Consider the following 12,939-nt stretch of genomic DNA (forward strand, 5'->3'; position numbering starts at 1 on the left):
GGTAGGAAATGGTAAGTATAAAAGATATTGCGAAATTGACAGGGTTCTCAGTCACGACTGTTTCTCGTGCCTTGAATAATCACAGTGACGTTAATCAACACACAAAAGAAATCATTCAAAAAGCAGCGAGAGAAAACAATTATTCCCCCAATATTTTAGCGAAAAGTTTGGTAAACAAAAATTCAAAGACCTTTGGGTTCATCACATCTAATTTTTCTGCTACTGGGTTAATGGACAGTGTTTCCTTTAAATTGTTTATGAACTGCGTTTTTCGAGCTAATGAATTAGGCTACGAGATTGTTCTTATTCACTATCAAGCAACCATGTATAGCCAGAAGACCTTCACTCAAATTATTTCTGAGAGAAACTTGGAGGGAGCAATCGTTCAAGGATTCGATGAGGATGCTCCTTTATGTGCAGAAGCAGCAAAATCTTCTATACCAACTGTTTTTATTGATATTGAACAAATAAATGAAAGTACAAGTTATGTGGGCTCGGATGTGAAAAAAGCTGCGGAGTTAGGTCTCTCTTATCTTCTAGCTAAAGGGCACGAATCAATTTGTTTTATCCATGGGACGCAAGGTTCATGGGTTACTCAAAAATGGTTATTAGAAGTCAATAATTTTCGAAAAAGAAATACTTCGAAAATTAAAAATTTTTATCTGTTAGATGGCGGCTATTCGCTTGAAATCGCTAAAAAAAGCACCAAAGAATTTTATACTACTACTGATAGCAAGAAAGTAACAGCCATTTTTGCAGCCAGCGATGTGATGGGGATTGGTGCGATGAAGGGACTCAAAGAGTGTGGGGTTGAGGTACCTCAGGATGTCTCACTTTTGGGCTACGATAATATTCTATTAGCTGAGTATTTTACGCCTGCGTTAACAACTATTAGCCAGAATTTAGAAGGGGTTGCTCGTCAATCGATAGACCATTTATTAGAGCTTAAAAATGGACAACGGGTCGGTCCAGGTATTTTGGATGTTACTCTTGTAGAACGGGAGTCGGTGGGGGATATATCATGATTGATTTATTAGTAAGTGCAGCTCGATTTGATTTTTTTGTAGTAAAAAAATCAGCAAGTCGGAAGCTTTCTGATTCCGTTTTGCAGCTGGTTCTTATGACGGTGCTTTCGATTAGTCTTATTTTTGCTTTTCAGCTATCTAAGATGAACACGACCAAAGCGTTGACGATTGTTCAAGAAGAGTCGTATCGGATAAGTCAGGGTGAAATATCTTTTTCAGATGAAAAAATTCAACAAGTTAATCAGAAATTATCAGAAACAGGCTATCAAATTTCGAAGACAGCAATTTTTCTTGAAAAAAATGAATTACTGTCATTTAGACAGTTGTTATCGCTTTGTAATCGAGAGGAGTTAGAGAATAAACAAATAGCACAGATGATAGAAAAAGATTCGTCATTTGTCGAAGGCTTTATTTGGTTTTATTTCTATATAAAAGAGGCTGTTGTTCTTATTTGGATTCTTATGTTAAGCATTGTTCTTGCTCGAGGCACTAAAAAGTATGTTAGGCGTGTAGAAATTCATTCATATCAACGAATATTTGGCTGGGTTGCAATTCTAGTAGTTGATCCATTACTCATTTATACCGTCATGAGTTTGTTATCTGTTCGTTGGTCCTACCGAATATTTATTTTTACATTAGTTTATGTCATGATTGTTTTTATCTTTTCTAGATATCTCATAGCTCACGTCAAAATAGAAGGAGAGAGTTAGTATGAGCTAGGTAGTTCAGATTATACCGCACCGGCTATTGATGCCTATGACCTTGAGACGTGTCTGTATATGGTTTACCGAGTGAAAGTTGAAATAACGGATTAAATGAAGTTTTTATCAAATTATATGGGTCTTCTAACCTTGAATAATATGAGGTTAGGACAGAAGTGTTTAACTCCGAGAACCGGGTAGGTACTGTGCAACATCAACTCATGCTTCGTTGTGTTTTACAGCACCGATTAGGTACTGTGCAACATCAACTCATGCTTCGTTGTGTTTTACAGCAATAAGAACCTTCAACTCTAGCATGTCTCATGCATAGAAGTTGTTGAGAGCGGAACAACGTCCTTCAATTCTTAAGGTGTTTCACCTTTAGAGATTGATGAGATCGGAGTATGGTTTTTACGTAGTGAAGACCTTCAACTCTAGCATGTCCCATGCATAGAAGTTGTTGAGAGCGGAACGCAGTCCTTCAATTCTTAAGGTGTTCCACCTTTAGAAATTGATGGGGCGGAGTGAAGATGGAGTTGCTTCTGTATCCACCGTTTATTCGGATAAAAAGAGGTTGGGACATAACTCCACAAGTTATGGTGTGCTCCCCGTCAAGTGGACAGTGAAAAATAATAAAATTTTTATCAATTGTCTGTCATTTTTTGGCAGACTTTTTTGATTTCTATTTCTAAGACTAGTCGCGCTACCGCTTAACTTGCCTGTCCGTCTCACAAGTGAAACGAAGCCCATTTCGCTTATGAGACGACCAGGATGATTAAGCCACCTCCAGATAGTGTTGATGATAAGCCATTGGTGTCATAACAGATAATTTACGCTGTAATCTTCTGTTGTTGTAGTAATCTATATAATCAGAAATCATAGATACTAGGCTTTCACGGTTGGTGAACTTCCGCCCGTAATACGTTTCTCGTTTCATCATGCCCCAGAATCCTTCCATTGGTCCATTATCAATACAATGGGCTACCCGAGACATACTCTGTTTCATTTCCGCATTTTTTAATCGATTACAGAACTGTCTGCTTGTATATTGAAATCCTCGATCACTATGCATCAAGGGGTGTACATTTGACTCTAGCTTAATTGCCTGATCAAATGTGTTTATAACCAATGGATTATCGTTTCGGTCACTAATCACGAAGGAGACGATGCGGCAATCATACAAATCAAGAATAGCGCTAAGATAGACTTTGTGTATGTCCATACCAACGTAATACTTAAATTCAGAAACATCAGTCAACCATTTTTCATTTGGCCTGTCCGAATGAAAGTTACGATTCAAATAGTTTTTTGCCATATGGTAAGGATGTTTACTTCTTCGAGTTATACTATTTGCCTAATGTTTGATAGTCGATTGAATGCCTAACGTTCGACAGAGGCGTAAGAAACGTTTGTCATTAAATTTGTGATGGTACAGTGTATTCACTTCATCGGCAATTCTGCGATAGCCCATATCTGGATGCTTGTCATATGTTTTCCTTATTTCTTGCGTGAGCTCGGTGTTTAGAAATTCCCCTGGACGGATTGGATGCTTCAGCCACTCATAATAAGAAGAACGAGAAACATGCAAGAAATGACACATTGGCTGAATTGGATAATTTTTCTCTTCGTGTAAGCTTTTGATAGCTTCATACTCAAATAAGTGTCGGGTAAAGCTTATTCCCACTCCCTTTCTAACGCCTCTAGTTTTTTTAACAAGTCATTTTCCATTTGAAGTTGTCGGTTTTTACTTTCTGATTGTGCGAGACGGTTTCGTAATTCTTCTTCCGGTGTTCGACTAGGTTGTGTGCCAATCCGGCGACCTCTGCGATCTTCTAATCCAGCAGCACCTTTCTCCTCATATCTTTTGACCCAATTTCTCACTTGTTGATAAGAAACTTGGTATTTCAAAGCCATTGCACCATAATTTTTGTTTTGTGTTAGACAGTCTAAGACGATGGTTAAACGTTCTTCTGTCGAGGTTTCTCTTGCTTTTCTCATGTAACTTCCACCACTTTCTGATTTGAAGGTTCCATGAGTATTATACACCTTTACCCATTTTTTTAGTTGGCTACTACTCCTAAGTTTGTATGTTTTGGCTAATTCCTCGTAACTTCCTTTTCCATTGAGATAATCTATGGTGGCGGATAATTTTAACGCTACTGAATAGTGCCTATTCTTGGGCGCAGTCAATAGGGCTGTTCCTCCATCATTTTCATAAAGTCTCAACCATCTGACAATGGTAGGCAAAGAAACATTTCCTTCTCTCGCTGCCTCTGAAAGACTTAGTTCATTGTTTAGACAGCGTTCTACTAGTTTCACACGCTCTTCTACTTTTAGCTTCATCAATCTTTTAGTCATAATAAATACCCCCATACTGGACTTATTATGTTTCAGTGTCCTGTATAGGGGTAGCATATCAGTTGGCCCAGCCTCGTTTTTGAAGATAAATAAGGTGTAGATTAAACTAAAAGAGGAATGTTTGAAAAGAAAGTGAGTGATTTTTGTTAGGCTGTATGTTATATAAAAACAACGATTTATATGTATTGTCTTTGTGGATTTCACGTATGCGTTATATTAGCTAGTGGTCTTTATTGTCAATATAAGAATATTCAAAACTCGGAGAATCGAGAGGGGTGGTTAGTAAGTATTTATTTTATTTTTCGCACATTATTTGTTGAATTTATTAGAAGTCTCGTTATAATAGAGAACGGAATGTAGAGGAAAGGAAGTTTGGAATGAAAACATATCAAGAGGATCCGATTGTCCAAAAAAATCGATGGTGGATACTTGTTTCAGTGGCGATGTTCACTTTTATGTCGACGCTTGATTCAAGTATTGTGAACATAGCTTTACCGACTATTTCAAAAGATATGAATGTACCAATGAATCAATCTGAATGGGTGGTTTCCATCTATTTAATGGTTGTTTGTGCTTGTTTATTGCTCTTTGGAAAAGTGGGGGATAGTTGGGGCAAGATTAAAGTGTATCGGATTGGTACAGTTATTTTTGTCTTTGGCTCCCTTCTTTGTGGTTTTAATCATTCATTGGCTTTCTTATTATTCGGACGAGTTGTTCAAGCATTGGGTGCTAGTATGACAATGGCAAGTAATTCAGGGATTGTGACAGAAGTTTTTCCTATGAATGAACGAGGTCGTGCGCTTGGAGCAATTGGGGCCTTTGTCTCTTTGGGGTCTATTGCAGGTCCAGGAATTGGCGGTCTTATCTTATCGAATCTTTCTTGGTCGTATATTTTCTGGATTAATATTCCAGTTGGGATTATTACTATGCTGATTGGTGAAAAGTTTTTACCAAAAGACATTACTAAATCGAGAGAAAAGATTGATTATGCTGGTTTTGTGGCCTTTGCTATCGCAATTATGACCTTCTTTGGTGGGATTTTCATGGGGCAAGAACTGGGCTTTGGTTCCCTTCAAACGCTAGTTTTAATCACAGTTGCTATTGTGGCCTTTATCCTTTTCTTTATGATTGAAAAGAAAAAATCCAACCCGTTGATTCAGTTTACTATTTTTAAGAATAAAATTTTTACGATGAGTTTGGTTACAGCAGTCTTGATTTTTTCATCAAACTTTTTTGTGAACGTCGTGATTCCTTTTTATCTACAAGATGCTCGCCACTTAAGCGCTAGTTATTCGGGCATGCTGATGATGGTTTTCCCATTTTTGATGGTGATTGGCTCACCGATTAGTGGGTATTTGACAGATAAAATTGGTCCTCAGCCGTTAATCATTACAGGACTTATTATGTTGGCAACGACTCAACTTATGTATATGTTTATGACGGAAACGACACCAATTTGGTACTACATTGTGGCAACAGGTATTATGGGACTTGGAAATTCATTGTTCCAATCACCTAATAACACGATGGTTATGAGCAGCGTTACCAAAGATAATTTAGGTGTGGCAGGAAGCATGAACTCATTTGCTAGAAATATCGGAATGGTTATTGGGATTGCGCTTGCGACAACGATTTTGTATCATGCAATGAGTGCTGAATATGGCAAGCGTGTCACGACCTTTGTTACGAGCCGACCGGATATATTTATCACAGGAATGCGTATTACATTCCTCGGCTCGTTCATTATTTGTGTAGGGGCCTTAGTTTTAACAATTTTCCGTTTGCGTAAAAAAAAGGCATAACGAACAATCAGAGGTTATTCTGAATAATTAATTTGTAACGAGAACTGTAGAGAAAGGTGAAATGGGAACAGCCTTTTCTACGGTTTTTTTGTGGAAGAGGAGGAATTTCTGTTTTAGTCAATGCAGAAGAAACCAGTCGCAGAAATGCTAGAAAGCGGTATTTTATTTGATGAAAATAGTTTTAGTGAAAAAGTTAGGGTGACAACGATGAAACACCTAGTGTAAATTTGATAACTTCAACCATATTTTATTTAAAAAGTTACTTGAAAGTAGAAGATAGTAATTGGTGATTTCATTTCTCTTCTGTTACAATAGATAGGTAGAACTGTACTATATTTATTTGACGTAAAAAAGAGACATCACTAATAAATAGTTGTGGGAGTGAGGAAAAAATGAAAGTCATTTATCATGGACATTCATGTATCGAGATTCAATTGGCGGATGGTCAAACGGTAATAATTGATCCGTTCATTACTGGCAATCCTCTATCTGATTTAACTGTCGAGCAGGTGGCTGCAAAGTGGATTCTAGTAACACACGGGCATGCCGACCATCTAGGGGACATGATTCCAATTGCTAGACAAAATGACGCGACTATCATTAGCATGGTTGAGGTAGCTAATTATGCGCAAAACCAAGGGGTAAAAAGTCATGGAATGAACCTAGGTGGCGCGCACTTATTTGATTTTGGTAGAGTGAAATTAGTTAGAGCTGATCACAGCTCTAGTATTGAAGTAGCGGGTGTTGAACAATATATGGGCTTAGCAAGTGGCATTATTTTTCAAGCGGAAGGAAAGACAATTTATCACGCAGGCGATACAGCACTTTACAGTGATATGCAGCTCTTGGGTGAGCAATTTTCTATTGACTTAGCTTTCTTACCGATTGGTGATAATTTTACGATGGGGCCAGATGAGGCAGTCTATGCTGCGAAGTTACTTAAGGCCAAAAAAGTTGTGCCGATTCATTACAATACTTTCCCGTTAATCAAACAAGAGCCACATGAATTTATCAAAAAACTGCCGAATGACAGTGGGATTGTCCTAGCTGTTGGTGCGAGCATTGAACTGTAAAGGAGAAACGTATGGCAACAAAACATGATTTAATCCTTGCCCATATCGAAAGTTTACCAGTTGGACATCGCATTTCTGTCCGAAGTATCGCAAAGGATTTGAGTGTCAGTGAAGGAACGGCTTATCGAGCGATTAAGGACGCAGAAAATGTCGGACTTGTGTCGACTATTCAGCGAGTGGGTACGATTCGTATTGAACGAAAATTAAAAAAACATATCGAGCGATTGACGTTTGGTGAAGTAGTTCGAATTATTGAGGGAGACGTTCTAGGTGGGCATACTGGACTAGATAAGGTACTAAATAAATTTGTTATTGGCGCGATGACCAAAGCTGCGATGGAACGATATATTACCCCGGGCTCTTTGATGATTGTTGGGAATCGAGTGGAGGTCCAAAAACTGGCCTTGGAGGATGGCGCAGCAGTGTTAATTACAGGAGGGTTTGATACAGCACCTGAAATTGCTAAGCTGGCGGATGAATTAGAGATGCCTGTTCTACGCACGACTTATGATACATTTACTGTGGCGACGATGATTAATCGAGCGTTAAGTGATCAATTAATCAAAAAAGATATCATGCTGGTCAGTGATATATATATGTCTCTTGAAAAAACACAATATCTTAGTGCAACCGATACGGTGCTAGATTATAAAAACTTATCTGAGCGTACGGGACATTCACGATTTCCAGTTGTGAACAAAAGTATGCGTGTTGTCGGAATTGTTACTGCAAAAGATGTTGTCGGTAAAGTCGATGGCCAATTAATCGAACGAGTGATGACTAGAGAACCGATTGTTGTCAAAAAAGGCATGAGTGTTGCCTCCGTTAGTCACCAAATGATTTGGGATGGTCTTGAGGTTATGCCAGTTGTGGCGGATGATTTATCATTAGGTGGTCTTGTTACACGACAAGATGTGATGAAGGCGATGCAGTTGGTCCAAAGACAACCGCAAATTTCGGATACTTTATCTGATCAAATCTCAGGAGAAGTCATCACGATTGAAGAGGATCAAGAAGGTGCTAAATTAGGGCAACCACAGTTTCATTTTGTTGTTTCTCCGCAAATGGTAAACAGCGTCGGAACAATTTCATTTGGTGTGTTGAGTGAAGTTATTTCCAATGTGGCACAAAAGACTATGATGATGAATCAAAAACGCAATATTATTATCGAACAGATGAACCTGCATTACTTACGATTGATCCAATTAGAAAGTGAGCTAGATGTTCGACCGAAAATTCTTGAAATGGGTCGTCGTTCAGCTAAAATAGATATTGAAGTGTACATCGAAAATACAATTGTGGCTAAAGCAATTGTTGTTTGCCAAATGATGGAGCGCTCTTAAGCCAGAGGAGAGTAGAAGAAATAATGGAAGTACAAGAACAAATTCTAGAAACAATTAAACAATACAACCGAATTATTATTCATCGACATCAGCGCCCGGATCCTGATGCGCTAGGCTCACAAGTTGGTTTAGCAGAAATTCTCCGCACAAGCTTTCCTGATAAAGAAATCTTTCAAGTGGGAGGGCCTGTTGAAGGGTTGGATTTTTTAGCAGAGATGCAACCGATAGAAGATGAGTTATATAAATGCGCCTTGGTGATTGTCACAGATACAGCCAACTCACCAAGAATCAGTGATGAACGTTATGCGCTAGGGGATAAACTAATCAAAATTGACCACCATCCAAATGATGAGCCGTATGGTGACTTGGTGTGGGTCAATACGAAAGCTAGTAGCTGTAGCGAAATGATTGCTGATTTTTGTTTTCAATTTCCCGAAGACCTAACGATGAACCAGGAAGCGGCTCGTTTATTGTATGGTGGAATTGTTGGAGACACAGGCCGATTTATTTATCCAGCAACCACTCCACATACAATGGAAACAGCGGCAAAATTAATGACATTTGGCTTTGATGTAACCAAATTGAATCGCGAGTTAGATCAAAAACCGATGTCTGTAGCAAAATTGTCAGGTTACGTTTATCAAAATATTCAAGTTGATGCAAATGGCGCCGGAAAAGTTATGTTGCCACAAGAAGTTTTGAATGAGTTTCAAGTGGTTGATTCTGAAACTGCCGCAGTGGTTTCTTTACCAGGCTCTATTGATGAGGTATTGGCATGGGCAATCTTTGTTCAACAACCTGAAGGCTATTATCGTGTACGTTTGCGTTCTAAAGGCCCGGTAATTAACGAGCTAGCCAAACGTCATCATGGAGGCGGTCATCCACTGGCTAGTGGAGCCAATGCTAAAAATTTAGCAGAAGTTGAAGAAATTTATCAAGAAATTCAACAGCTCTGTGAGGCATTTGTTTGTGAAGAATAAAAACTAAAATAATAGATAAATGAAAGTTTTTTTGTCCAAAAATTTGTAATAAAATAGCCCTATCATAAAGCATATCGATTGAAACTTTGTGGTAGGGTTACTTGTATGAGAGTCGAAGGTTTTATTTCAGATGAGATAAGAGATACTTCAAAAGATGAGGGCTTTTCAAATAGCACGGGATGAGCTAAAATGAAGCTTCAAGAATGAATAAGAATAGATTAGGAGAAAGAAGATGACAACATTACCAAATTGCCCATCATGTGGGTCAGCGTATACTTATGAAGATAGAGGACTGTTTGTTTGTCCAGAATGTGGAAATGAATGGAATGAATCTGCTGCAGCACCTGAAGAAGAAGGGCTAGTTGTGAAAGATTCAAACGGAAATCTTTTACAAGAGGGCGATAGTGTAACAGTAATCAAGGACTTAAAAGTGAAAGGTGCATCTAACCCAATCAAACAAGGGACAAAGGTAAAAAACATTCGTTTAGTTGAAGGAGACCACAATATTGACTGTAAAGTTGATGGGTTTGGCCCAATGAAATTAAAATCAGAATTCGTGAAGAAAAACTAAAGCTACATATTATTCAAAGTGTCTTCACAAGTTTTTCACTAATTTTATGCTACAATTGTTGCAGTAGCAAATCTATTTGAGGAGGGATTTAAGATGTATGGATTAGGTGGTTTTTTCTTTGATCCAACCTACTTTTTAGTCATCATAGGTCTGGTCATTTCTATGGCTGCATCGGCTTACGTCAATAGTACTTTCCGAAAATATGATCAAGTAAAAAGTAAAAAACAGGTGACAGGCACACAAGCTGCACAATACATTTTACACAACCAAGGGATTAACAATGTGGGTGTTCAACAAGTCTCTGGAGATTTAACTGACAACTATAATTCTGGGAATAAGTTATTGAGTTTATCTCAAGCAACTGCTCAGTCGACATCTGTTGCCGCGATTGGTGTGGCTGCTCATGAATGTGGGCATGCCGTACAAGATCATACTGGCTATAGTCCGCTAAAATTGCGAGCTGCGATTGTCCCTGTAGCGAATATCGGGTCGATGGCTTCATTTCCATTAATTTTACTGGGTCTATTTTTAGGTCAAAATCAGGTTCTAATTAATTTAGGGATTTTTGCGTTTTCATTGGCTTTGTTATTTCAATTAATTACACTCCCTGTTGAATTTAATGCGTCTCGTCGGGCGTTACAGATTCTGGGCGAGGGTGGTTTGTTAACGGAAGATGAAGTTCCAATGGCTAGACATGTCTTGTTTGCGGCAGCGTTGACGTATGTTGCAGCAGCAACGGCAACATTTTTACAGCTACTTCGGTTGATTCTATTATTTGGTGGCAATCGCCGAGATTAAGTATTCAGCCAAAAGTTCAAGAATCACACTCTTTGCGAGTTATTCTTGAACTTTTTTATTTTGATAAGGAGGTCGAGAGTCACAAATGTCAAACTTCGTGCTGCTAATTCGGTTCCTTTTAGAGATAAGCACAATCATCGGTTTGTTTACAGGAACATTTATTAGTGAAGTATTCGAGTATAAGCTTTTATTCTTTGTTGTGAGTATTGTTCTGACCCTGTTATGGGCAAGGTATGGCGCTCCCAAGTCACCACACGTGTTTGTTGGGTTTCAGAAGCTACTGCTAGAAATTTTTGTCTATACAGTAGGCAGTATCGGCTTTTACCAATTATTTGGCATCCGAGTAGGCACCTTCTATCTGGTCGTTGTGGTGATTGATTTGGCTTTGATGTATCTATTAGGTTTGCAGGGACATTAGTAAGTAGAAGTGGAATAAGTGTATTATTTTCTTAGCTGTGATATGATGAGTTTATGAAATAAAGGAGCTGATAGTTATGAAAACATCAACAAAACTGGCGATTACTTTAGGTGTTGCTGCAGCTGCGGGAACAACAGCGACTGTTATTGTATCTGGGAAGGTGCTTGGAAAAGTAAAACATCTTTCGAATCGTTGCAAAGCTAAAAAGTTTGTACATGATAAGTTTGATGGGAATGAAAAGTTATTAGGAATCGTCGACGATTTATCAGATTCGGATTTAGATTCAATGCTGAGTGTTCTTGGGAAAATTAAAGATGGACGTAAGGCAGTTTCTGAATATGGTGAAACGCTGAAGGATTCGTCTGAGGATTTGAAGGATCGTTTATTCAAATTTGTCGATAAAATTTTATAAAAATGATTTGATGGATGAGTAGGTATTTGAGCTCATCCATCAAATCATTTTTATAAATTCATTTCGTGGTCATAGGGAGAATTTTTCTTTTGTATTTTTGTCGTTGATTTTGGCGACAGCTTCCGCAATACTTACAAGCTCTTTCATCGTATTTTGAACTTCTGGATCACTTACATCTCTTCTTTCAAGTAATTCGATGGTCCTATTAATACTCGATGTCGCCATGTGAACTTCATCTTTCGATAAATTAGATTCCAGCATTTCATCGAAAACTTCTCTAGGTGATAAATCAGGAGTTTCTTTTTGACTATACAGAGTCTCGCCAGCTCGATTTAACAATCGAATGTTTGTAAATGTCCCCGACTTGTAGAGAGTATCTAAATTATTGGGAATATTTTTCACAATTAAATCATGATGTTCTTTCGGAGTAGCACGTGCCAACTCAGGTTTAATGGAGTAGGCCTCTTCATATCTGGTTAACGTACTCAAATAAGATATAAGTGGATTGACAGTCATAACTAATAACTCAGACTCATATCCTTTTTGACTCAGCATTTCAGCCGTTTTTAAAGGAACTTCAAAAGTTCGCAATGTTCCTTCAATTAAGAGATTATAGTCTGAATCGCTTAATTCTTCAACCAACTCTTCCACCATTTGCCCAGCAAACTTAGCTGTGTACTTCACATCTGCTTTTCCATATGTTTTTGTAAGTAACTCACTGTTAGGATGAGCTTCTCTGAATGTATCTCCATCAATGATTATTAGATTTCCATCGGTTGCTTCACCCACTAAACGATGGAACTTCGATTTTCCAGCGCCACTTTGCCCACCTAATAAAAAGGCCTTAGGGGCACTGGTTTGTCGAATTCCTGCAGTTAAGCTTTGTGTAATTAATTCTTTAGCAGAAAGGAACTCGGATTGAGAGTAGTGACTGATATCCATTACGCGACATTTCCTTTACTCATAGTTTCAACTAGTTCATCAACATAAGATGCTGATTCTTTTAAGAACCCCTCTAGTTCTTTTAATTGTTCCATATCATCTGCATACAAAATCTTATTATTTTGCACTTTAGCGAGTTTAAAGAAGTAGATTTTTAATGGGTGTAAATCGTCAGTAATATTTTCTCTAATTAAGAGCTTCATCAAATGAGCAGATATCCATGCTGCATACTCTTTGAGCACCTCTTTACGTAGAGTTAACTCATATTCTTCAGTTAAACTCATCTTATTTTGAATCAAGTCATTTGTCTTAAGTTCAAATAGGCTAGCTATTTTTTCTATCATATCTAAGCTTGGTTCTCTATCGCCAGTTTCATATCTAGAAGCAGCTGCTTTGGATACACCAAGTTTTTCGCCCATCTCTCTAAGCGACCAATCTTTTCCTGCTCTTAGTTTACGTAGTTTTTCATAATCAAAATGTGCCATAATGACATCCCCTTTCGTCTCCTTAATGGTA

The 12,939-nt window shown here is 38.1% G+C and carries 15 protein-coding genes; 10 read left to right on the forward strand and 5 right to left on the reverse strand.

What is annotated here, in order from left to right; all coding sequences use genetic code 11:
* Positions 1-8: 8 nt before the first annotated feature.
* Both IGI37_RS04060 and IGI37_RS04065 read left to right on the forward strand, forming a co-directional pair.
* Positions 9-1,025 (forward strand): LacI family DNA-binding transcriptional regulator, encoded by a 1,017-nt coding sequence (locus IGI37_RS04060; RefSeq protein WP_438760157.1) that lies wholly within the window; start codon positions 9-11, stop codon positions 1,023-1,025.
* Positions 1,022-1,735 (forward strand): hypothetical protein, encoded by a 714-nt coding sequence (locus IGI37_RS04065; RefSeq protein WP_438760158.1) that lies wholly within the window; start codon positions 1,022-1,024, stop codon positions 1,733-1,735. The genes IGI37_RS04060 and IGI37_RS04065 overlap by 4 nt, the downstream gene beginning before the upstream one ends.
* A 766-nt stretch (positions 1,736-2,501) precedes the next feature.
* Here IGI37_RS04065 and IGI37_RS04070 read toward each other — a convergent pair.
* The 3 genes from IGI37_RS04070 to IGI37_RS04080 are packed head-to-tail and all read right to left on the reverse strand — an operon-like array spanning position 2,502 to position 4,084.
* Positions 2,502-3,071 (reverse strand): IS3 family transposase, encoded by a 570-nt coding sequence (locus tag IGI37_RS04070; protein WP_438763576.1) that lies wholly within the window; start codon positions 3,069-3,071, stop codon positions 2,502-2,504.
* Between the two features lie 9 nt (positions 3,072-3,080).
* Positions 3,081-3,410: an IS3 family transposase gene (locus IGI37_RS04075; protein WP_438760159.1), complete on the reverse strand. Its 330-nt coding sequence runs from the start codon at positions 3,408-3,410 to the stop codon at positions 3,081-3,083.
* Complete coding sequence (locus IGI37_RS04080) at positions 3,401-4,084, reverse strand: helix-turn-helix domain-containing protein (RefSeq protein WP_438760160.1); 684 nt, start codon at positions 4,082-4,084, stop codon at positions 3,401-3,403. The genes IGI37_RS04075 and IGI37_RS04080 overlap by 10 nt, the downstream gene beginning before the upstream one ends.
* A 377-nt stretch (positions 4,085-4,461) precedes the next feature.
* Here IGI37_RS04080 and IGI37_RS04085 point away from each other — a divergent pair, with 377 nt between their 5' ends.
* The 8 genes from IGI37_RS04085 to IGI37_RS04120 all read left to right on the forward strand — a co-directional run bounded on the left by IGI37_RS04085 (position 4,462) and on the right by IGI37_RS04120 (position 11,481).
* Entirely contained in the window at positions 4,462-5,886 is a 1,425-nt protein-coding gene (locus tag IGI37_RS04085) for an MFS transporter (RefSeq protein WP_438760161.1), read from the forward strand.
* Between the two features lie 392 nt (positions 5,887-6,278).
* Positions 6,279-6,959, forward strand: a complete 681-nt coding sequence (locus IGI37_RS04090) for a metal-dependent hydrolase (protein ID WP_438760162.1) — start codon at positions 6,279-6,281, stop codon at positions 6,957-6,959.
* A gap of 11 nt (positions 6,960-6,970) precedes the next feature.
* Positions 6,971-8,302: a DRTGG domain-containing protein gene (locus IGI37_RS04095; RefSeq protein ID WP_438760163.1), complete on the forward strand. Its 1,332-nt coding sequence runs from the start codon at positions 6,971-6,973 to the stop codon at positions 8,300-8,302.
* Between the two features lie 23 nt (positions 8,303-8,325).
* Positions 8,326-9,282, forward strand: coding sequence for a DHH family phosphoesterase (locus IGI37_RS04100; RefSeq protein ID WP_438760164.1), 957 nt, complete (start codon positions 8,326-8,328; stop codon positions 9,280-9,282).
* 232 nt (positions 9,283-9,514) lie between these two features.
* The gene (locus tag IGI37_RS04105) at positions 9,515-9,853 is read left to right on the forward strand and encodes a zinc ribbon domain-containing protein YjdM (RefSeq protein WP_438760166.1); all 339 of its coding nucleotides are present in this window, start codon (positions 9,515-9,517) and stop codon (positions 9,851-9,853) included.
* A 93-nt stretch (positions 9,854-9,946) separates the two neighbouring features.
* Complete coding sequence (locus IGI37_RS04110) at positions 9,947-10,651, forward strand: zinc metallopeptidase (protein ID WP_438760167.1); 705 nt, start codon at positions 9,947-9,949, stop codon at positions 10,649-10,651.
* Positions 10,652-10,736: 85 nt separating this feature from the next.
* A complete protein-coding gene (locus IGI37_RS04115; protein ID WP_438760168.1) occupies positions 10,737-11,069 on the forward strand; it encodes a DUF2568 domain-containing protein in 333 nt (110 codons plus the stop codon).
* Positions 11,070-11,145: 76 nt separating this feature from the next.
* Positions 11,146-11,481, forward strand: coding sequence for a hypothetical protein (locus tag IGI37_RS04120; RefSeq protein WP_438760169.1), 336 nt, complete (start codon positions 11,146-11,148; stop codon positions 11,479-11,481).
* Positions 11,482-11,550: 69 nt separating this feature from the next.
* Here the strand turns inward: IGI37_RS04120 and IGI37_RS04125 are convergent, their stop codons facing one another.
* Positions 11,551-12,423, reverse strand: coding sequence for a zeta toxin family protein (locus tag IGI37_RS04125; protein ID WP_438760170.1), 873 nt, complete (start codon positions 12,421-12,423; stop codon positions 11,551-11,553).
* Complete coding sequence (locus tag IGI37_RS04130; protein ID WP_438760171.1) at positions 12,423-12,908, reverse strand: helix-turn-helix domain-containing protein; 486 nt, start codon at positions 12,906-12,908, stop codon at positions 12,423-12,425. Before IGI37_RS04130 ends, IGI37_RS04125 begins: the two co-directional genes overlap by 1 nt.
* Between the last annotated feature and the right edge of the window lie 31 nt (positions 12,909-12,939).

The organism is Enterococcus sp. AZ194 (genome assembly GCF_051713825.1).
Classification (GTDB): domain Bacteria; phylum Bacillota; class Bacilli; order Lactobacillales; family Enterococcaceae; genus Enterococcus_K.